At 42.2% G+C, this 20,071-nt stretch carries 18 protein-coding genes, 1 pseudogene and 1 other annotated feature; of the genes and pseudogenes, 12 read left to right on the top strand and 7 right to left on the bottom strand.

Translation table 11 applies throughout. From position 1 onward, the window contains the following. Positions 1 to 313: 313 nt before the first annotated feature. Together NSQ99_RS14950 and NSQ99_RS14945 are read left to right on the top strand one after the other, a co-directional pair. Entirely contained in the window at positions 314 to 1,093 is a 780-nt protein-coding gene (locus NSQ99_RS14950; RefSeq protein ID WP_251666086.1) for an ABC transporter ATP-binding protein, read from the top strand. Positions 1,094 to 1,098: 5 nt separating this feature from the next. Further along, complete coding sequence (locus NSQ99_RS14945; RefSeq protein ID WP_340837501.1) at positions 1,099 to 3,609, top strand: ABC transporter permease; 2,511 nt, start codon at positions 1,099 to 1,101, stop codon at positions 3,607 to 3,609. A gap of 129 nt (positions 3,610 to 3,738) precedes the next feature. On the opposite strand, the gene NSQ99_RS14940 is transcribed toward NSQ99_RS14945, so the two are convergent. Continuing rightward, on the bottom strand, positions 3,739 to 4,542 hold the full coding sequence (locus NSQ99_RS14940; protein WP_340837500.1) for a Cof-type HAD-IIB family hydrolase: 804 nt from the start codon (positions 4,540 to 4,542) through the stop codon (positions 3,739 to 3,741). An 82-nt stretch (positions 4,543 to 4,624) separates the two neighbouring features. On the opposite strand from NSQ99_RS14940, the gene NSQ99_RS14935 reads away from it, so the two are divergent. The 6 genes from NSQ99_RS14935 to NSQ99_RS14910 all read left to right on the top strand — a co-directional run bounded on the left by NSQ99_RS14935 (position 4,625) and on the right by NSQ99_RS14910 (position 9,916). Continuing rightward, a complete protein-coding gene (locus NSQ99_RS14935; protein WP_340837498.1) occupies positions 4,625 to 6,064 on the top strand; it encodes a S41 family peptidase in 1,440 nt (479 codons plus the stop codon). A gap of 196 nt (positions 6,065 to 6,260) precedes the next feature. Further along, entirely contained in the window at positions 6,261 to 6,461 is a 201-nt protein-coding gene (locus tag NSQ99_RS14930; RefSeq protein WP_251666082.1) for a cold-shock protein, read from the top strand. A 198-nt stretch (positions 6,462 to 6,659) separates the two neighbouring features. Further along, the gene (locus NSQ99_RS14925; protein WP_285855571.1) at positions 6,660 to 6,878 is read left to right on the top strand and encodes a DUF1450 domain-containing protein; all 219 of its coding nucleotides are present in this window, start codon (positions 6,660 to 6,662) and stop codon (positions 6,876 to 6,878) included. A 93-nt stretch (positions 6,879 to 6,971) separates the two neighbouring features. After that, on the top strand, positions 6,972 to 7,478 hold the full coding sequence (locus tag NSQ99_RS14920; protein ID WP_251666360.1) for a ferritin: 507 nt from the start codon (positions 6,972 to 6,974) through the stop codon (positions 7,476 to 7,478). Between the two features lie 205 nt (positions 7,479 to 7,683). Beyond that, positions 7,684 to 9,486, top strand: a complete 1,803-nt coding sequence (locus NSQ99_RS14915) for a B12-binding domain-containing radical SAM protein (RefSeq protein ID WP_340838804.1) — start codon at positions 7,684 to 7,686, stop codon at positions 9,484 to 9,486. A 226-nt stretch (positions 9,487 to 9,712) separates the two neighbouring features. Next, on the top strand, positions 9,713 to 9,916 hold the full coding sequence (locus NSQ99_RS14910; RefSeq protein ID WP_251666080.1) for a zinc ribbon domain-containing protein: 204 nt from the start codon (positions 9,713 to 9,715) through the stop codon (positions 9,914 to 9,916). Positions 9,917 to 10,013: 97 nt separating this feature from the next. On the opposite strand, the gene NSQ99_RS14905 is transcribed toward NSQ99_RS14910, so the two are convergent. The 4 genes and pseudogenes from NSQ99_RS14905 to NSQ99_RS14890 all read right to left on the bottom strand — a co-directional run bounded on the left by NSQ99_RS14905 (position 10,014) and on the right by NSQ99_RS14890 (position 12,957). After that, positions 10,014 to 10,994 carry a type I phosphomannose isomerase catalytic subunit gene (locus NSQ99_RS14905; protein WP_251666359.1) on the bottom strand — a complete coding sequence of 327 codons (981 nt, stop codon included), beginning with the start codon at positions 10,992 to 10,994 and terminating at the stop codon, positions 10,014 to 10,016. A 27-nt stretch (positions 10,995 to 11,021) separates the two neighbouring features. Next, a pseudogene (locus NSQ99_RS14900) lies at positions 11,022 to 11,384 on the bottom strand (VOC family protein); the annotation flags it as partial. A gap of 26 nt (positions 11,385 to 11,410) precedes the next feature. Then, complete coding sequence (locus tag NSQ99_RS14895; RefSeq protein WP_251666079.1) at positions 11,411 to 11,989, bottom strand: tRNA (mnm(5)s(2)U34)-methyltransferase; 579 nt, start codon at positions 11,987 to 11,989, stop codon at positions 11,411 to 11,413. Between the two features lie 5 nt (positions 11,990 to 11,994). Next, a complete protein-coding gene (locus tag NSQ99_RS14890) occupies positions 11,995 to 12,957 on the bottom strand; it encodes a TIGR01212 family radical SAM protein (protein ID WP_340837496.1) in 963 nt (320 codons plus the stop codon). 263 nt (positions 12,958 to 13,220) lie between these two features. On the opposite strand from NSQ99_RS14890, the gene NSQ99_RS14885 reads away from it, so the two are divergent. Then, positions 13,221 to 13,409 carry a hypothetical protein gene (locus tag NSQ99_RS14885; protein WP_251666077.1) on the top strand — a complete coding sequence of 63 codons (189 nt, stop codon included), beginning with the start codon at positions 13,221 to 13,223 and terminating at the stop codon, positions 13,407 to 13,409. A 117-nt stretch (positions 13,410 to 13,526) separates the two neighbouring features. On the opposite strand, the gene NSQ99_RS14880 is transcribed toward NSQ99_RS14885, so the two are convergent. After that, positions 13,527 to 15,002, bottom strand: a complete 1,476-nt coding sequence (locus tag NSQ99_RS14880) for an RICIN domain-containing protein (RefSeq protein WP_340837493.1) — start codon at positions 15,000 to 15,002, stop codon at positions 13,527 to 13,529. Between the two features lie 314 nt (positions 15,003 to 15,316). Between NSQ99_RS14880 and trmB the strand changes: the two genes are divergently transcribed. Together trmB and NSQ99_RS14870 are read left to right on the top strand one after the other, a co-directional pair. Further along, positions 15,317 to 16,030: a tRNA (guanosine(46)-N7)-methyltransferase TrmB gene (gene trmB / locus NSQ99_RS14875; protein WP_251666075.1), complete on the top strand. Its 714-nt coding sequence runs from the start codon at positions 15,317 to 15,319 to the stop codon at positions 16,028 to 16,030. 297 nt (positions 16,031 to 16,327) lie between these two features. Next, positions 16,328 to 17,485, top strand: coding sequence for an LCP family protein (locus tag NSQ99_RS14870; protein WP_340837491.1), 1,158 nt, complete (start codon positions 16,328 to 16,330; stop codon positions 17,483 to 17,485). A gap of 140 nt (positions 17,486 to 17,625) precedes the next feature. Here NSQ99_RS14870 and NSQ99_RS14865 read toward each other — a convergent pair whose 3' ends face one another. Continuing rightward, complete coding sequence (locus NSQ99_RS14865; protein WP_251666073.1) at positions 17,626 to 18,192, bottom strand: phosphatase PAP2 family protein; 567 nt, start codon at positions 18,190 to 18,192, stop codon at positions 17,626 to 17,628. Between the two features lie 370 nt (positions 18,193 to 18,562). Between NSQ99_RS14865 and NSQ99_RS14860 the strand changes: the two genes are divergently transcribed. After that, a complete protein-coding gene (locus tag NSQ99_RS14860) occupies positions 18,563 to 19,798 on the top strand; it encodes a glycosyltransferase family 2 protein (RefSeq protein WP_251666072.1) in 1,236 nt (411 codons plus the stop codon). A gap of 69 nt (positions 19,799 to 19,867) precedes the next feature. Beyond that, positions 19,868 to 20,023, top strand: a sequence feature (ribosomal protein L20 leader region). Positions 20,024 to 20,071: the final 48 nt, after the last annotated feature.

The following is a 20,071-nucleotide window of genomic DNA, read 5'->3' as shown; positions in this document are numbered from 1 at the left end:
TAAATAAAGAGGATTAAAGAAGAAGCTGTTTTTAGTTATCGCATAGGCGCAACGGAAACAGCTTTTTTGATTCACGCATAGGAATATGAGGATTGATTACGTACATTTAAAACTCTGAAATTACGTTTCTGACAAAAATAGTGCAAGATAAGACATGATACGCCACTATTTTTAGTATTTAGTATAATTTAATGTAATGATATATTGTCAATGATTTCCAACGAGCCAGCAATATAATTTATTAATAAACAAATGAAGTTATATTCAAAAACTGCTGAAGTGATCACCTAACCTAGAATAGGAGCTGAGATCCATGAACACTAATCTAATACTTAGGCTCGTAGATGTTGAAAAACGCTATAAGCAGGGACAAAGTGAAGTAATCGCGCTTCACAAAAGCGGGCTTGAAATAGAAGTGGGAGAATTTGTTGTTATTATGGGAACGAGCGGGTCAGGAAAAACAACGCTACTTAACATAATAGGGGGTATGATTGCTCCCACCGCTGGGACTGTATATTTGCGTGATAAAAAAATTAAGTATGATAACAAACATAGTGAACAGCTTTCCGATTATCGAAGGAAAGAAATTGGTGTTGTGTTTCAGGATTTTAATTTAATTGATGCAATGACAGTTAGCGAAAACGTTGCTATTCCATTGATTTTAGAAGGTGAGGCTGCTCCTATCATTATTGAAAAAACAGAATCAATGCTACGGCAGGTAGGACTTGAGAAAAGGGGTAATTTTAGACCGTACGAGCTTTCTGGTGGGCAGCAACAGAGGGTTGCTCTAGCTAGAGCGCTAGTTAAGCAACCCTCCATACTGTTAGCTGATGAACCGACGGGGAATCTTGATTATAATACGTCTAAGGAGATACTAGAGCTTCTTTTGAAGATAAAGAACAATGCAAGGCAAACGATTGTTATGGTGACGCATGACCCAATGATGGCAGCATACGGCGAACGCATTTTATTTATGAATGATGGTCATGTCTATGAACAGCTGAAGTTATCTGAAGAATTGAGTCCAGAACAAAAAAGAGAGACGATTGTTTCCGCGTTCTATAGTATGAAGGGAATGTCGTCGTCATGCTAACGTCAATGCTTGGTATAGCATATCGGCTGTCCGTCGCAAATCGTTCAAGAATGATTGCTTCCATTGCAAGTGTTGCGGTTGCTATGAGCTTAATTGTTTCGATGTCACTGCTGTTGTCGAATATGGAGAGATTTTATAAGCATCAACTAGCAGATGTTTTTGGCGATGTTGACATCATCGTTACACCTCCCAAGTATTTAGATCATCAAATTGTTTACTTCGATCAGCAGGAGCAGCAGTACATTGCAGAAGCTAATGGAGTTAAGAAAGCTTCTTTTATATTGCTAAATCCGATTGAGGGAGAAGAATTGTTTCTGATTGGCCTGCAGAATGATGAGCTTGCCAAAATAAGATATAAATTTACAGAGGATTTGCTTGAAAATGAGGTTGTGATAACGGATAGCTTGGCACAACGACTCGGTGCTGTACAAGGGGAAGTTATTCATCTTCCGCTTAATCATAGTGAAGGCTATGAATGGAAGCTGAAAGAAATTATAGAAGATGTTAATGTTACATCATTCCCTGATCTTGTATATATGAATATTTCTACATTACAGGAACTTAGCGGAGTCGGGAATGTTTCCTCCGGTGCCATGCTTGATATTGGTGAAGGTGTGGAACCTTTATCTCTAGTTAGGCTTTTAGAACGGACGATTCAAGCTCCTGTAGCCTATCAACTAGTTACGGATAGCGATCTAGCAAAAAAAAATACGGAAAGCATGCGCTGGATTTCCAGTTTTATCACGATTGCTACATTATTGGCTAGTCTGGCTATCGTGTTAAGTAATTTTCGTCTCATGCTGCAAAGCATACTTCATCCTCTCATTGTACTGCATACGAATGGAGCCAAAAGGAGGGGGCTATTCTCAATTGTACTTTACCAGGTTGCAGGGGTAATTGGACTTGGCACGATTCTAGGTGGAATGGTTGCTGCAGTGTTCAGTGTATCGGGAGCAGCGCTGCTGGAGCGTGTTTTTTCCATAGAGCATGCACAGGTTACTTTCAATTTAAGAGAGCTGTTACTCACTATGCTATCATACGGGTGCATTCTCTTTTTATTGCTTTTACCATTGCTAGCTAGAGGATTTTCAAAGCTGCCGTTAGAATTTCGTAATGTGATAAAGTCTAAGGAAAGAGGCATATCTAGAGCACGAATATTTGTTGCATGCCTGTTATTGCTTCTTTCTATAGCATCGGTTATCCCTCCATTGATTTTCTCGGGTAGCGTTCTTCTGTATCCAGTGGCTGGAATTATGCTCGCTTGTGCGATATGGCTTTCCATGCCTATCATATTTCAAAGCTGGCTTAATTGGCGCATAAATCGAGGCTTGCGAAAAAAGCAAAAAGAAAAAGTGATTGCACTGCAATATTTGTCCAGTTACTTTAAACAAAATGTACTTGTTATTTTGGCGATCTCAATTTCAATTAATGTGCCTGTCATTGGTTTTACAGTATTACATTCGGCGAAAGAGGCCAATATTCAAATTGTAAATGAAGAGTTTGTGGCAGATATTCATATGTATAATAATAGTATTACGGTATCTCTTCCAGAGAGCGTTGTATCAGATGTGACAAATATAAAAGGTGTACAAGCTGTTATTCCGGTAAGTCAGGATGATTGGGCCTTAGTTATAAATACTAAAGCGTTACCTAAAGAGGAGCGTTACCATAATCTTTATTATAAAAAAAGTGATTTGCGGCAATTGGTTAATAAGGGACTGCTTCCACCTTTGCCAAACGATCTGTCTAATGTCGTAGTACTAACTTCTGATTATGCCAAGGAGCTTGGGGTTACTGTCGGTGATGAGCTTACACTGCGAGATCCTGAGCAGGAAAATTTGCCTCTTGGCAATCTACTTGTTGCAGCCATTGTAGATGGATATATGCCCGGCTCAATGAGCATTAATACGCTGGCCTATGTTGATTCAGAGCAATCCATCATAGGCGCAAATAAAGACTCATTAGTTGGTAGCAGAGCAAGAGAATGGAACACATTGTTGCTTTATATCGATGAAGATCAGAGAGCAGCAATATACGATGAGCTTCAGGCATATGCTTCATTCCACACAAGCATTCGATATGGTGACAAGCAGCTAGCATTGAGCTCTATGGAGGAATTTGCACATCAGCGCTTCATATTTTTATACGCTGTTGTTGTGGTGACCTTACTTGTTAGCTTGATTGGCATTTATTATACAATGCATGCTTTTGTAAACGGCCGTCGCAGGGAATTTGCTATTTTATTTAGTATAGGGATGAACTTTAGGCAATTGCGAACGATGCTTGTACTGCAACTAGGGTGGTTTTGTTTGATTGCGGGGATAACAGGAATTGCTACGAGTTTAGTTATTTCGAGTACGTTGCTGCTTGCAATGGAAAGTCCGTTGATCTCAGTGCCGTGGGCCTTCATAGGCTACATTATATTTGGGCTGCTCAGCTTTGGATATGGTCTTGCTCTAGTATTGGCACTAACATTAAGAGATAAAAGTATACCACAGCTGATGAAAGCTGGTTAGGTTAGAGGATTTATAAGTAAAAGCTGCCCCCTTTATTGAAGAGAAGCAAAAGTTTACGTTGCTTTTCTATCATTGAGGGGCAGCTTTTTTATCGGTTATATATTAATATTTGATCAACACAACACCAGCTTATTGCCCTTGAATCACAAACTTCTCGATCACATGCGCAACGCCATCCTCATTGTTGCTTAGCGTGATATAATCTGCAAGCTCCTTCAGCTGCGGCACGGCATTGCCCATGGCAACGCCAAGACCTGCCACTTGAATCATCTCACGGTCGTTCCACGCATCACCGATACCGATCGTTTGCTCCATGGTACAGCCGATATGCTCTGCCATAAATTGTAGGGCGTGTCCTTTTGTGCCTTCTTTATGCATAAACTCTAGGTAGTGTGCCTTAGACTTCGTAATATGAAGCTGATCGCCGAGCAGCTCCTGCAGTACAACGATATGCTCATCAAGCACCTCAGGCTCGTCAATAATAAGCATCTTATGGTTAGGCTTGTCAATTAATAGCTCGAAATTAGGCTCAACGACATAAGGAATGTTGACTAGCTTAGAGTAGGCTTGAATTTTAGCATTATCTTCAGTCCCATACAGCACGTCATCTACATAAAGTTGAAGATGAAGGTTATGCTCCTTCGTATAAGCAAGCAGCTTGCGCGCAGCATCGGCAGGTACACTGCGCTCATACAGTACCTTACCATCGAGTAGCGTTTTGACTAGAGCGCCCTGATAGGTGATAATTGGTACATTGAGTTCAATTTGATTAGCAATTTTTTGAGCGGAAGCGTACATGCGTCCAGTTGCGAGAGTAACAGTGACACCTGCATCAATGGCACGCTTTAGTGCTTTTTTTGTTGCTTCCGTTACAATAATATCATCGTTCAGCAGCGTATCGTCTATGTCAATTGCGATTAGTTTGTAGCTCATGAATGTAGAAGCTCCCTTCAGTATGAAAAAATATATTTATGTATGATTGTACCATAATATCGACAAACAAGGAGAATCACCGATGGAACCAAATGAACAATATGAACCAAACGAACGAAATCAACACAAAAAACGTCAGCCTCAATCGTATGTCGCTATCATTACGATTATTGCACTGGTAGCAGGCTTTATCGGCGGTCAGCTGTGGACAAAGCGTAATTACTCCATCATGAATGCCGATGGCTTTAAGCTGCTCCAGGCGACCTATGACCGAATTAACGATAAGTTTTTATACACAGCAGAGCAAGATAAGATGCTTGATGGTGCGATTGTCGGTATGGTAGCCTCGCTCGGAGATCAATATTCACAGTTTTTGCCGGATGAGCAGGGTGAACAGTATGTGGACTCCTATAAAAGCAATTTCTATGGAATAGGTGCCGAGATCATGGTTGTTAATGATCGCTATTATATTTCTTCACTCGTTAAGGATATGCCAGCTGAAAAGTCAGGTCTTAAGCCTGATGATGAGATCGTTACTGTTGATCAGCAATCGACCAGCGGCATCAGTATGAATGAACTGCTCGGTATGGTGCGTGGTGAGAAAGGAACGAGCGTAGTCATTGGCGTGAAGCGTCAAGGGGTAGAGCAGGTGCTTGAATTTGAAATCGAGCGTGCAGAAATTCCAGTCTACACGGTTCATTCCGAGAGTCTTGAAGGAGATATAGGTAAAATTACGATTTCACGCTTTGGCGAAGCGACAGGCAAGGAATTTACAGAAGCTTTGCAAGGGCTACAGCAGGAAGGTGAGCTGAAAGGGTTAGTCTTGGATCTGCGCTCTAATCCTGGTGGAAGACTCGATGCGACGATTGACATTGCCCAGCAATTTATTCCTGACGGTGGAAAAATACTTGATGTTGTATTCAAGAATGAGTCTCATACGAATAGCTATATCTCTAAGCAGAAAGATCCACTGCAACTGCCCGTTGCGTTATTGATCAATGAATATTCTGCGAGTGCCAGTGAGGTGCTAGCAGCGGCGTTAAAGGAATCAGCGGATGCCTATGTTGTTGGCGTTACCTCTTATGGTAAAGGCATTGTACAAACGTATGAGTCGTTTAGAGAAGGCTCCGTGCTTGTGTTAACGGAGGCAGAGTGGAAAACACCAAGCGGCAATGGGATACATGAGGTTGGTGTAGAGCCGACGCATGTTGTGGAGTTGCCTGAATACTCGAAGCTTGGTATGATTTCAGCTGGTGTAGAGCTGAAGCGCGGAAGCTATGGCGATGATGTAAAGCTTCTTGAGCAGTATTTGCAGGTGTTAGGCTATTCACCTTCAATGGAAGGCCTGTTCGATGAGCGCACAGAGCAAGCACTTAAAGCCTATGAGAAAGATAAAGGCTTTGCTGAAGATGGTGTATACAGTTCAGAGGTCGGAGCAGCAATCGTCGAAGATATTCGAGAGCTCCTGCAGCAAAATGATACACAGCTTCAAGAAGCGATAGAGCTGCTCTCTAATACTTAGTTGTATGAATAATGCTGGAAAAAGATATAGGACTTGTGTTGTCTGGTTTTATGTGCTACAATGAGTTTATTCAATATTAAGACCTTAGTCGCTGTGTGCAATAGGCTTTTAGTAAAGAATAGCCGATTGTATCATCAAGCGACTTTTTTGTTATAGACACAGGGACTTAATAAATTTAATTAAGGTGGTAACGACTTTGGAACAAGGTATCGTTAAATGGTTTAATGCAGAAAAAGGCTTTGGCTTTATTTCCGTTGAAGGTGGCAACGATGTATTCGTACATTTCAGCGCAATCGTAAGCGAAGGCTTCAAATCTCTAGATGAAGGCGACCGTGTAGAATTCAACATCGTTGAAGGCAACCGTGGCCCTCAAGCTGAAAACGTAGTTAAACTTTAATTGCGTCTTCAAAAAGCAGCGAGCATATGCTCGCTGCTTTTTTTTTATCTTCAATGCTTAGGCGCATTCATTGACAAGAGATGAGTCGCTGCTATCATGTTCTATTCTTTAGTTGTTATTGACTTTATCGGTGATAATCATTATCATTTAATGTGATGACTTTGATGTTTATGACGACGAACAGTGGGAAGGTGCGACATGAAAATTAAATATTGCAAGCGTAGCTTAGATCATGGGCTAAAGCCTGTATATAAAAGCATGAAGAAGAAATACCCTGACCTCAAGCATAAGAAAACAGACTGCTTAGGCCAATGCAAATCCTGTAGATCAGGCTGCTTCGTCATGATCAAGTCAGAACCGGTAATCGCATCATCACCCAAGAAGCTCTACAAATGCTTAAAGAAAATCGTAGGATAATTTCGTTGGATATTAATGTTTAGACTTCTATTTTCTTATTTATAATTTTTATGTTAGAATAATTACAAATAAGGAATGCGAGGTGCACTAATGATGAATGATCGATTAAAGAAAGCACTTAATGACCAGATGAACTTTGAGTTTTATTCTGCGCACGTGTATCTAGCAATGGCGGCGTATTGCTCTGCGGAGGATTTAGATGGCTTCGCTAACTTCTTCTTAGTTCAAGCGGAAGAGGAGCGCTTCCATGGCATGAAAATCTATAAGTTTTTGAATGACCGTGGTCAACGTGTAGCGATTCAAGCACTTGGAGAGCCGAAAAATGAGTATGCTTCGATGCTGGATGTATTCGAACACGCCTATAAGCATGAAGTGCAGAACACGAAGAATTTTTATGACTTGTCCGATCTTGCCATTGAGGATCGTGAGCATGCAACGATTAACTTCCTGAAATGGTTTATTGATGAGCAGGTAGAAGAGGAAGCGTTGTTTGACGGAATCATTACTAAGCTTAAACGTATCGATCAGGACAGCCACGCGTTCTACATGCTGGATGCAGAGTTTGCTCAACGCAGCTTTGATCCTGCAGCAGAGGAATAGGGTTATCTATCCAGCAATATGAATATAGATGTTGAGGCCTAGCATTTGCCAAATATATGGCATAACGCTAGGCTTTTATAATTGGAAGCAGGACAAGCCTTCTTTTTTGTAGCAAATTTCGTTACAATAGTAGAATGAGCATTTTGAAATAATCTGTATCTACTTAGAACGAACAATTGAACGAATGAAAGCTGAGGTACCCTTTATGAAGGTCGTATTATCGACGTTAAACGCAAAATTTATTCATACATCATTAGCGCTACGCTGTCTGAAAGCGTACTGCGGTCATAAATTCGATATGGATATCGCTGAGTATACGATAAAAGATCCAGCGATGAATATCGTATCGGATTTATTCTCACGAAATCCTGATGTAATCGGCTTCTCTTGCTATATATGGAACATTGAAGAGACGATTGTTGTCGTGAATATGCTGAAGAAAATTAAGCCTGAGCTGAAAATCGTGCTTGGTGGTCCGGAGGTTAGCTATGACACGGACTACTGGATGGAGCGTCTGCCTGAGGTAGACTTCATCGTCATGGGTGAAGGGGAGGAAACCTTCGACCATCTGCTTACAGAGATTGAAACGACAGAGAAATACCATATGGTGTTCGGTATCGCATATCGCAAAACGACAGAGGCTGGCGTTGAAATTCGGGTTAATCCGGGACGTCCTAAGCTTGATCTGAATACACTGCCTTCACCACATCGATTTGCTGAGGATCTTCCGCAGCTTGCGAATCGAATTGTTTATTTTGAGACAAGCCGCGGCTGTCCGTTCAGCTGTCAATTCTGTCTATCGAGCATTGAGGTTGGTGTACGATATTTTGATATTGAGCGAACGAAGGCGGATATTATCTATCTCATCGACAATGGAGCGAAGCTCATTAAATTCGTCGATCGTACCTTTAATATTAAGCGTGATTACGCGCTAGAGATGTTCCAGTTTTTAATTGAGAATCATCGTGGCTGCGTGTTTCAATTTGAGATTACGGCGGACATTATGCGTCCTGAGGTGCTTGATTATTTGGCTGAAAATGCGCCTCCAGGCATATTCCGCTTTGAGATCGGTGTGCAATCAACGAATGACCCAACGAACTTGGCAGTACAGCGTAGACAGAATTGGTCGAAGCTCGTTCGTACCGTAACGAAGGTGAAGGATTCGCAGAAGATCGATCAGCATCTTGATCTTATTGCTGGCTTGCCGCTTGAGAACTACGACACATTCCGCGGAACGTTTAATGATGTATTCGCATTGCGTCCAGAGGAGCTCCAGCTCGGCTTCTTGAAGATGCTGCGCGGGACAGGCCTGAGAAATGACGCCGATAAGTGGGGCTATATCTACATGGACACAGCACCATACGAGATGCTTGCGAATGATCTGATGCCATTTAGCGATATTGTCCGCATTAAACGAGTGGAGGATGTGCTGGAGAAATATTGGAATGCGCATCGGATGGATCATACGCTGCTTTACCTTGTTGATCATGTGTTCAACTCACCGTTTGATTTCTTCCAAAGCTTCGGTGATTATTGGGAAGCGCAAGGATGGCAGAAGATTGGCCATCAGCTGGAGGATCTGTTCTCCCGCTTATGGGCTTACTTGAATCATGCACGAGAGCAGGAGGGTGTCGAGCTGGATTTGCCAGTAATCGAAGGTCTTATGAAGCTCGATTATTACATGAATCACCGCTACAAGCCTCGTAAGGTATGGTGGGAGATGGAGCTAGACAAGGCAGAGTGGTCCTATTGGATGAAAGCTCTTGCTGAGCAGCCGGAGCTGGCAGGTGAGCAATTTGCAAGCTACAAGTTTAATGAGCGTGAGCTGCAAAAGCATATCGTTATGGAGAAGGTTCCTTTCGACATGCCGAATTACTTGAATACAGGTGAGCTCGTGACGGAGGGTGAATCATTGCTTGTGATGATGTATGTACAAGAGCAAGGTGAAGCTAAACCGACTGCCAAGCCATACAGCATACACCTGTCTAAGGCGGATCAGACCGTATAAAAAGCTAGAGTTAATATCTAAGTAGCAATAAATAAAGCGAAAGCCGTTGCTTTAGTATGTGAGGTGGAGAACTGTCCAGCCGCTACGAGGCAACGGTTTTTTGTTGTTTCATCCGACTAATATATGAGGTGCGAGGTACAGTGATATTGTTTATTGCTGAAACTTTTTTCCAGTTGCCTTCGTATTATAGTGCAATTAAATCAGTTTGTTGGAGAGGAGTTCAAGTATGTCTGAAAAAGGTTGTTTAAAATGTGGAAGTAAAAATGCAGCCCAAAAGGAAGTTGCGATGACTGGAACAGGTCTATCTAAAATGTTTGATATTCAGCATAATCAGTTTATCGTTGTTTATTGTAAAAACTGTGGTTACTCTGAGTTCTATAATAAACAATCTTCTACTTCATCAAATATTCTTGACTTATTCTTTGGCTAGAAGAAAAGACTCCACTTTGATCAAATGATTCAAAATGGAGTCTTTTATTTATCGTTAAATGCTCGTTATCTAAATCCAACGTTACGCTATTCCTAATTTACGCACTCGGTACAACAGAGCGCAGTACCGTTAAGCTACCTGCTAATGAATAATCTCCTAGCGTAGCTGGTAATAAGAAGCACTCCCCAGCTTTCACGTCATGTACTTGCTTTAAGTCCTCGCCCCAAGCAATGCTTCCGCTACCTTCCGCTACAACAAGTATTTCAAAGCTATCTGTATTGGTTGTAAGCTTTGTAGCAGCTTCGATTAAGCCCTTGTCTACTTTAAAGTACGGAGACTCAGCAATCGTTAGCCATTCGCCAGCCTTCATCTCGCTCGTATCTACATAGGCAGCGCCAGCTCCTTCATAAGCGATGACCTCAAGAGAGTCCTCGATATGAAGCTCACGAGGCTTGCCATCAAGACCAGGACGGTTGTAGTCATATAAGCGATACGTAGTATCGGAGTTTTGCTGAATCTCTGCAACGACGACACCTGAGCATAGTGCATGAACCGTTCCAGCAGGAATGTAGAATGCGTCTCCAGCTTTAACAGGCACCTCCTGCAGAAGCTCCATCACTCCCTCGCCAGTAAGTGCTTCGGCTAGCTGCTGCTTCGTCACCTGATCCTTCAATCCGTAAATGATCTTCGCATCTGGCTTAGCAGAGAGTATGTACCACATTTCTGTTTTACCTAGCTCGCCTTCAGGCAGCTTATCGTACTCATCTGTTGGATGTACCTGCACAGACAAGTCATCGTTGCAGTCAAGCAGCTTAATAAGCAGCGGGAAGCGTTGGCTTTTACCTGAAAGTCCGTTTTTCCCGAACCACTGAGCACCAAATTGCTCACGCAGCACATCAAGACCTGTGCCAGCGAGTGGGCCGTTCACAATTTTTGTGATGCCGTTAGGGTGATCACTAATCATCCAGCCTTCACCAATAGCACCGTCAGGTGGCGTTAAGCCGAACTGCTCTAATGCCCGTCCGCCCCATACTCTTTCCTTGAATTCAGGCTCAAACTGAAGCGGGTAAGGCTCGATCTTTCCTGGCTCAAACAGCTCGAGAAATTCTCCATCTGGGCCATAGAAGAAGAAGTATCTTGAGCCATCAGGAAGAATAGTGAGCTCATCGTCCTGCAGCTTTACTTCAGGGAGCTGCTTCATACGCTCGAACTCTGCTTCAATATCACTAACCGTAAATGCGAGATGGTGAACCTTGCCTTCAGCAGGCAAAGAAGCATTATAGCCTTGAATAAGCTCAAGCACCGTATCATTAGAATGTGGATAAGCTAGAAAAGCAAGCGTAATGATTCCGTTGGAGTGGGGCATCGTGCGTATATGCTTTAGCCCGAGTACCTTTGTATAAAAAGAGATAGAAGCTTCAATATCTTTTACCATAATGCCAACATGCTCAATTTTTTGAATAGTCATTTGTGCTCTCCTTTATAATAGAATAATTAGCTGCGCGGAGCTTTTCGTTCGACTGCTACAAGATAAGGCGCAGCAGGACGCTGAGGCTGGCGATACAGTACACAGTTGGCTTGCTCATGAGGCAGGGCAGCTGCCCAGCGCTCAACTGCTTCCGCTTCGATGTCACCGCCAGGATGGCCAGGATAAAGCACGCAGGTTAAGATGCCGCCAGGACGAAGCAGAAGTAGGCTCTGCTCGAGTGCACGAAGCGTGGAATCCGGCTCTGTAATGATCTGTTGATCGCCCCCAGGGAAGTAACCAAGATTAAACATAATAGCTCCAACCCCGTGAGCTGCATACTGTGACATGTTGTCGTGACTGTCCTTGATGAGCTCAACCTTTCCCAGCTTGTCTTGCTCCTCGTAGGAATGTAATCTATGTGCAGTCTTATTAAGCGCCTCCTGCTGAATGTCGAAGGCTAGCACTTTACCTTTTGGTCCAACAAGCAAGGCCAGCTGCAGTGTATCCACACCGCCGCCAGCCGTAGCATCAATGACCGTTTCACCTAGCTCCACACGCTCTGCTACCCAGCGCTGTGCCATTGTAAGTACGGAATAAAATCCCATTTATATTATCCCTCCGCTTGCCAAAGCTTGCCTTGCCATGTATTACGCTGCCTTAGCTCACGGTCAATGCCGTTGAGCACTTCCCATTTTCTTAAGCTCCACGTCGGTCCGATTAATAAATCGCGAGGAGCGTCGCCAGTTAAGCGGTGCACAATCATCTCCGGCGGTAGGAATTCTAGCGTATCAACAACGAGTTTTATATATTCATCCTGTTCAAGGAAGCGCAGCAGCCCAGCCTCGTATTGTTTAACCATCGGTGTCTTGCGCATTAGGTGTAGCAAGTGGATTTTAATGCCTTGCACATCCATCTTAGCAACCTGTCGACCAGTTTCTAGCATCATCTCATGTGTTTCCTGAGGCAAGCCATAAATAATATGTGTGCATACTCTAATGTTACGTTCACGAAGGCGGCGAACCGCATCAACGTAGCAAGCAGTATCATGTGCACGATTAATGAGCTGCGAGGTCGATTCGTGAACCGTTTGCAGGCCCATCTCTACCCATAGGTAGGTTCTTTCATTCAACTCAGCCAAATAATCGACAACATCATCAGGCAGACAATCTGGACGAGTAGCGATCGATAATCCAACGACTCCAGGCTGCTCAAGAATCACTTCAAAGTATTCTCGCAGCGTTTCTACGGGTGCGTACGTATTCGTATAAGCTTGAAAATAGCCGATATATTTCGCTTCTGGCCATTTAAGATGCTGACGATCGCGAATGGTGTTAAACTGCGTCACCAGATCATCTCTTCTGCGACCAGCAAAGTCACCGGAGCCTCGTGCGCTGCAAAAAGTACAGCCGCCCTTAGCGATAGAGCCATCACGATTGGGACAGGTGAATCCAGCATCAAGCATAACCTTGAATACCTTTGTATTGAATTGCTCGCGCATTTCAAAATTCCATGTATGAAAATTTTTATCTCCCCACATTAGAGGATTATCTAAGCTGTTTTGTGAAGTAATCATGTATTCCCATCCTTTTCACTGCTTCAACCTTCATTGTAACGAAAAACATGACGGAATACCATATTTTCTAATGTTTATGCTTGTGAATGTTCGGGAATAGAGGACGGTCTAATTACGCCTTATAAACTTGAAAAATATTACATGGTATGTTATATTGAAAGTGCGATAAATCAAGAAAAAAACCTAACATAAACTTTTTGAAAACGAATACAATTTCGCATAAATTTTTTAGTTTTTCATATTCTATGAATGAGGTGATTGATATGGAAAAAACAAAAATTCCAAACGGTGATGAAATTGTAACAGTTGAGCTTACGGTTAAGGAGCTTATTGCATTGACAGGTGTTCGTTTGTATGACAACAACACTTCTAAAATTTCAGCTTATAAGAAGCTACAGCATACATTAGAGAAAACGTGGAGCGGTGACGACAAGGATTCGGCACTAGCGTAACGAAGAGAAGGGGTGCTGCTGGTCATGTAACGATGACCTGCAGCACCCCTTTATTTGTACACAACGTATTGTAAAGCTTAATTACTGATTGCGCGATTCATTCGTTCGTGCGTGAGGTTAATTTACGGGCACGAATTTCCACTTTTGGTTGTTGCCGCCCCAGTAACTGTACTGAATAACGTTGGAGCCATTATCTGTGCCTGATGCATCAAGTGCTCTTCCGCTATGTCTACTTACAATGCGATAGGAATCGTTGCCGACATATACGATGCTCCATTGCTGATTGTTACCGTCATTGTAGGTGTACTGTATGATGTTGCCATGGTTCTCAGTGGATTGATTCGCGACATCGAGCACCAAGCCGCTATTCACATTCGTGAACCGATAGTAATTGCCTACCGCCTCGACCGTCCATTTTTGATTGTTTCCTCCCCAGTAGCTCCATATATCTATATTAGCTGCATTTGCTGTCGATTGATCTTCGACCTCCAGCACTCTTCCGCTAGCAACATTAACGATTTGATACTTTTGGCCTGGTGTAAATTCACCTCCGCTGGTGCTGCCCGTAATGATTCCCGTCGCGGTATCAATATCTAAGCTTGGATACCAGTTCATTTCGAGAGTGGTGCTAGTAGGGAAGGAAAGTGGCAGCCATACGTAGCGTGAGTTGTTGACAGGCTCTCCCCAAGCTCCGGCCCAGCGGTCACCTAGATACAGGTATGAGGTAGTTGAGCTGCCCTGCACAGGAATGACATATGCGGACTGCGAGCCGTAAGTGGTGGAGTCTCCAAAATTAACTGGATTGCTCCAGGTTCCTTCGATACTCGAGGCGGTCGCATATTTGGCTTGGTTAGGATTCCAGCCGGTCGCACCAGAAGTAATCATGAAATAAGTAGAGCCTCGCTTGAACACAGCAGGTGCCTCACGGTATTGCCCTACCCAAATCGTTTGGACAAGCTGCTCGACATTGGTGAAGTCAGCATTTAACTTAAAGATGTTCATGTCTGAGTTAGCAGCGGATCCCTTAGTAGATGAGAATAGATAGGCTGTGCCATTGTCGTTGAATACGGTCATATCTCGAGACTCATAGCCTAGTGGTCTAAAGCTCCCATGATACGTATAAGGTCCTTCAATATTGCTGGCTGTAGCAACGGCTACTCTGCCTTCTGAGTAATCGATGCCGTTTTCCTTGTGCATCCACATAACGTATTTTCCTGTTGTGCTGTTGTAAAGCAGCTTTGGCCGTTCAATGTTAGCCGTAGCCAGTTCACCGCCCATGCTCTTTGATAAGACATGTGCACGAAACTCCCATGTTTTTAGGTCTGTTGATCGGTATAGGGAAACGAGATTAGTGCCGTCACGATTTTCACCAATCCAATAATAGTAATTGCCAACCTTGATCATACCGCCGCCATGCGCATGTAACACATTGTTGTTTGTGTCCTTGAACTGAATGCCGTTGACAACATTCACCATTGCTGCAAATGCGTGTTGTGAGAATGAGGTCGAATAGGTGACGCCTGCTAGTAGCCCAAGCACCAGCAGATAAACAAACCACCTTTTGAGCTTTATGACTGACATCGTTTCAATCATTTCGCATTCCTCCTCAACTTTAATATGAATCAGATTGGTGATCCTAGTTTCAGTAGCATGATGCTGCAGCATGATGCTGCCGAACGATGGATCATCTTTATCGTAAGTGGAAGGAAGCTTTCGGACAATTGAACAACCTTGTCATGTGTTAACTATTGTGAGATTTATAGTTTCATATTTTTGTCATTCGTGAAAAAACGCTAGTAAATTAAAGGTATTTACCTAAGCAACTCGTTTAAGGACTTTACAAGCAAGTTGAAGTTATGCACAATAATATTGGATTAACAGAAGGATAGACGAAGGAGACATTAGTGATGCGCTTAAGAGGTAGGAAAGGCATTCTTGAAAGTATTGAATCCCAAACGGATTTAGTTGTATTAGATGCATCTAAATATAAAGGTAAATGGCATGAGTTTTTCGGTAATGATCGTCCGATCCATGTGGAGCTAGGCATGGGGAAGGGTCAATTTATTAGTCAGATGAGTGTACGCAATCCTGAAGTGAATTATATCGGTGTAGATATGTATGACGAGCTGATTCGTCGAGCGAGTGAAAAGGCACGTGCAGCTTGGAGTGAGCAAGGAGTGGAATCACCTCCGAACCTAGCACTACTTCGTGCTAATATTGAAAATATTGATGATATGTTTGATGAAAATGAACTAGAGCGCATTTATTTGAACTTTAGCGATCCTTGGCCTAAGAGTAAGCATGCGCGTCGAAGACTAACTCATCCACGCTTTGTTGAGCGTTATATTCATAAATTAAATACAAGGGGCGAAATCCACTTTAAAACCGATTCTCAATCGTTGTTCGACTTCTCATTAAATAGCTTTGCAGATATGGAGCTAGTGATGCGGAATATTTCATTAAACCTGCATAAGGACGGCCCGCGTGAGGATTTAGTATTTACAGAATATGAAACGAAGTTTCATGAGATGGGACAACCTATCCATCGAGTTGAAGTTGTCATCGGTGAGCAAGTGCTGCACGAGCACCGCGAAGAAAAGAAAACGAAATATCGTATGTAAAAATGATTATGCGTAACATTAATTCGAGCTAGTATTTGGTTCGCTAATATTTAAGTGAAGGTCTGTCTTCTTCTGACGTAAGCTGTGTTGTAGTTAGTTGCTGAGCGAGCAACGCTAGTCACAGCTTACGTTTTGGACATACCTTCACTTTTTTTGTATAGATCTAGTGGCCTGTATACGCTTTGTTAGTGATTGTCTGAACCTATCCGCAATATATTATGAGGTAAATCTAATGATAGAATTATGAAAATTATGTATAATCTTACTATTGTTACATATTGGGGATGAGGTGTTACCGTGAGGGACGATAATGAAGCGAAGAATGATAGAACAAACTCTGAAGGTTTAACAGAGAATTTAACAGAAAATTTGACTGATAATTTGACAACGCAGCAGACAAGGCGCAACAGAAAACAGAGAGTTATCCGTTACTTGATCTTAGTGATGGGGGTACTTATCGTTGCGGCTGTTTTCCTTGTTTACTATATTAAGTCTAATATTGACGACATGATTATACCTCATAATATAGTAGTAGATTCTGAGTCGGAAATATACAGAGAGGTCGATGCAGCTCCTATTCCTGATGAAGAAGATCCAGATTTATATTTTTTAATTATGGGCCTAGATTATCGAGGAGAGCATAATGCTTTACTAACCGATTCACTTATGATTCTGCACATCATCCCTCAGATTGAGACCGTTAAATTACTGTCAATACCAAGGGATCTACTTGTTGAGAATACTAGCGGTCATTCAGTTAAAATAAATGCATTATTTAGTGAAGGGTATACCCTTTATAAAAAGAAAGCAGAGCAAGATCCCTCTATTCTAACCGGAGATACGATTCAGCTAGGGACAAAAACATTAGATAAAGCCGTACTTAGTGGAGCGATTGCTAATACTAGAGGTAAGCTAGAGGAACTGCTCGATATCGATATCGACAACACTGTATTAGTAAATTTTAATACAGTTGTATCTTTAGTTGACGAAGTTGGCGGAATCGAGATCGATGTAAAACGTTCAATGAAGTACAGACCTACTAATCTTTATCTTGAGCCAGGACTGCAGGTGCTAATGGGAGAAGATGCATTGGGCTATGCACGCTTTCGGGAGGATGATCGAGGCTCACGATATTTTGCTAGCGATTTTGAGCGGGGGAAGCAGCAGCAAGAGGTAGTCAAAGCTTTGGCAGAACAAATTTTTTCATGGCAAAACAGTGGAAAGGTGCTCACATTATTGAAAATCGTCTCTGAAAACATACAGACAGATATGGATTATTCGACAATGTATTCGATGATTACAAAGTACTACAATGTTTTTAACAGTCATTCATTTTTATCTATACCTTTTCCTGAGCACTATTCACAGGATGGGGATGTCGTTATACCTGCGGATGCGTTATCCAATCTACAGCGAGCATTTAAGTCGGTAGAGATTGAGCAGAGCGTTGAATAAGACTGTCAGTAGTTTTACGCTGTCATTATAGAGAATCCACCTATAACTTAAGTTAAAAAAAGACTGCTCCACCACAGAGCTAAGCTGAGGTGAAGCAGTCTTTTTTATATATTCTTCTTTGTAGACGTAAGTGTAATTGATTAATTGCCTGTTGGCGTGTGCCAAAAGTATTGAACCGCAAGTGCAGTTAACGTACCGATAATACCTCCGACTAGAACATCAGACGGGTAATGAAGTCCTAGGTACATACGTGACCAAGCGACAGATACCGCAATAATAATCGCTAAAGGAATGACAAAAAACGGGAATAGAGACGCATTTATGACAATCGGGATGATGAATGCGAAGATAGCCGTTGTATGTCCAGATGGGAATGATGGGTCAGCTAGTGGCTTTAGACCTGTATTAACATCAGGAAGTTCTTGATAAGGGCGCAAGCGTTTAAATTTATATTTCAAAAGTGCTACTGGAATATGACTAATTGCCAGAGCCGCGAGACATTTCCAACCTACGGTTGATATTTCACCTCGTCCAATAAAAGCGATGAACAAGGAACAGCAAATCGTAAATGTTGCTCCTCCAAAATGTGTGATAGCACTCATCCAACGATGAAGAAAGCGAAAGCCGAACGTATGGTTAAGGCGGCGATTAGCCCAAATTAATAAGCGGTTTTCGTGAAATCGAAGCCAGCTAATCCATTTTTCCATGTATGACATCCTTCCAAAATCCAGTCAGCAACTGAGAAAATTTGCTCGTACACAATATACTATACCATCTTAGCTGTATTTATGGGTAATAGAAACATTTATTTATGGTAAAGCTAACATTAATCTAAGCGGTATTCTTTTGCAAGAAATGAGAGAACTGGATTAATTATAAGCTTTGCGAAGAAAAAGAGATCACCACAAATGATGCAAGCGTTTTTCCAGCCAAATGCGACACTTACAGACCGTATTCTCATTTTGACAAGTATGAAGCTTAGAATGCACAATCATATGGTTGTGATTATTAGAAAGAGAGAACCGATCACAATCGCTTCACAAAACGAAGTAAGATGTGTTAAGGGGGCTATGCAACATGTTCTTTACAGTGGCATTTCTCGTTGTTCAAGTTTTCTTGGCAATTATCGCGCTGTATCAATTTGTGCTTTCGCTATTTGGTTTCAAAAAACATAAAAGCAGACCAAAGCAAAAGCCACAGAAATCGTTTGCTGTTATCGTTGCAGCTCACAACGAAGAAAAAGTAGTCGGTGCGCTTATTGAAAATTTAAAGGCGATGGACTATCCGAAGGAACTGTACGATATCTTTGTTATTTGTGATAACTGTACAGATGCTACAGCTGACATCGTTCGCGAGCATGGCGTGTATGCCTGTGAACGCACGAACGACAAGCAGCGAGGCAAAGGCTATGCGATCGAATGGATGCTTAAAGAGCTTTGGTCCATGCCGCGTCAGTATGATGCTATCGTTATGTTTGATGCTGACAACTTAGTGAATGAAGACTTCTTAAGCTTAATGAACGATGATTTGTGTGCGGGACACCGAGTTATCCAAGGTTATTTAGATACAAAAAATCCTGATGATTCTTGGGTTACAGCCGCTTATGCGATTACGTATTGGTATTGTAACCGTCTATGGCAGCTATCCCGTATGAACCTGAATATGAGTAATTTTCTTGGCGGTACGGGGATGTGCTTCGATTCCAAGCTGTTAAAGGAAATGGGCTGGGGAGCAACCAGTCTGGTAGAGGATCTTGAATTCTCTATGCGATGTGTGAAACGCAATGTATATCCGGTGCTGAATTATGAGGCTAAGGTATACGATGAGAAGCCAGTAACGTTTAAGGCATCTGCACGTCAACGACTGCGGTGGATGCAGGGACATTTCAACGTTGCACGTAATTATTTTTTCCCGTTGCTGTGGGCCGGAATTAAAGAGCGGAATCTCACGAAAATTGACTCTGCCGTTTACTCGATCTCTGTATATAATACGTTGATTGGATTTTTATTAACTGTATTTTTATGGATTGATCTTATTGTACCAGCTGACAACGTTATTATTTCGATTTACAGCCAGTTTCCATACTGGTTCGTTGCGATTATTATTGCCTGCTCCGTATTGCCTTTCCCAGCAGCGATGATTATTGAAAGAGTGAAATCATGGAAAATGTATGCACATCTGTTGACACTGCCGTTCTTCCTAGTGTCATGGTGGCCGATTACATTTTACGCATTCTTCACTCAAAACAACAAAGTATGGAGTCATACCGAGCATACGCGAGTCGTTCGAATTGAAGAGGTGCGCGGTAAATAAATGTTAATCTAGCATTGACAATCAGTTTTATGCATGCTATATTAACTAAGGTGTCTTAATGACAATACATTGCACAAGAAGAAGCACCCGCTTCTCACCTGTTCGACTTGGGTTGACTGGTTATGCGATGAACGAATGCATAATGAACATATGATTGTAATATGTTTTATGAATACATTACGTTTATTGATGCGGGTTCTGCTGAGCCCGCATTTTTTATTTTGTGCAAACTATGCTATGCTTACGCTATAATCTATTTTTATGTAAAATAGA

This window comes from Paenibacillus sp. FSL W7-1287, assembly GCF_038004245.1.
GTDB lineage: Bacteria > Bacillota > Bacilli > Paenibacillales > Paenibacillaceae > Pristimantibacillus > Pristimantibacillus camelliae.
The sequence above is the reverse complement of the archived record's forward strand: the minus strand, read 5'-3'. Positions and strand labels throughout refer to the sequence as shown.

Excerpts from the sequence above, each read along its gene's own strand:
- NSQ99_RS14950 (WP_251666086.1), top strand. The coding sequence starts at position 314 with ATGAACACTAATCTAATACTTAGGCTCGTAGATGTTGAAAAACGCTAT.
- NSQ99_RS14945 (WP_340837501.1), top strand. The coding sequence starts at position 1,099 with ATGCTTGGTATAGCATATCGGCTGTCCGTCGCAAATCGTTCAAGAATG.
- NSQ99_RS14940 (WP_340837500.1), bottom strand. The coding sequence starts at position 4,542 with ATGAGCTACAAACTAATCGCAATTGACATAGACGATACGCTGCTGAAC.
- NSQ99_RS14935 (WP_340837498.1), top strand. The coding sequence starts at position 4,625 with ATGGAACCAAATGAACAATATGAACCAAACGAACGAAATCAACACAAA.
- NSQ99_RS14925 (WP_285855571.1), top strand. The coding sequence starts at position 6,660 with ATGAAAATTAAATATTGCAAGCGTAGCTTAGATCATGGGCTAAAGCCT.
- NSQ99_RS14920 (WP_251666360.1), top strand. The coding sequence starts at position 6,972 with ATGAATGATCGATTAAAGAAAGCACTTAATGACCAGATGAACTTTGAG.
- NSQ99_RS14915 (WP_340838804.1), top strand. The coding sequence starts at position 7,684 with ATGAAGGTCGTATTATCGACGTTAAACGCAAAATTTATTCATACATCA.
- NSQ99_RS14910 (WP_251666080.1), top strand. The coding sequence starts at position 9,713 with ATGTCTGAAAAAGGTTGTTTAAAATGTGGAAGTAAAAATGCAGCCCAA.
- NSQ99_RS14895 (WP_251666079.1), bottom strand. The coding sequence starts at position 11,989 with ATGGGATTTTATTCCGTACTTACAATGGCACAGCGCTGGGTAGCAGAG.
- NSQ99_RS14890 (WP_340837496.1), bottom strand. The coding sequence starts at position 12,957 with ATGATTACTTCACAAAACAGCTTAGATAATCCTCTAATGTGGGGAGAT.
- NSQ99_RS14885 (WP_251666077.1), top strand. The coding sequence starts at position 13,221 with ATGGAAAAAACAAAAATTCCAAACGGTGATGAAATTGTAACAGTTGAG.
- NSQ99_RS14880 (WP_340837493.1), bottom strand. The coding sequence starts at position 15,002 with ATGATTGAAACGATGTCAGTCATAAAGCTCAAAAGGTGGTTTGTTTAT.
- trmB (WP_251666075.1), top strand. The coding sequence starts at position 15,317 with ATGCGCTTAAGAGGTAGGAAAGGCATTCTTGAAAGTATTGAATCCCAA.
- NSQ99_RS14865 (WP_251666073.1), bottom strand. The coding sequence starts at position 18,192 with ATGGAAAAATGGATTAGCTGGCTTCGATTTCACGAAAACCGCTTATTA.
- NSQ99_RS14860 (WP_251666072.1), top strand. The coding sequence starts at position 18,563 with ATGTTCTTTACAGTGGCATTTCTCGTTGTTCAAGTTTTCTTGGCAATT.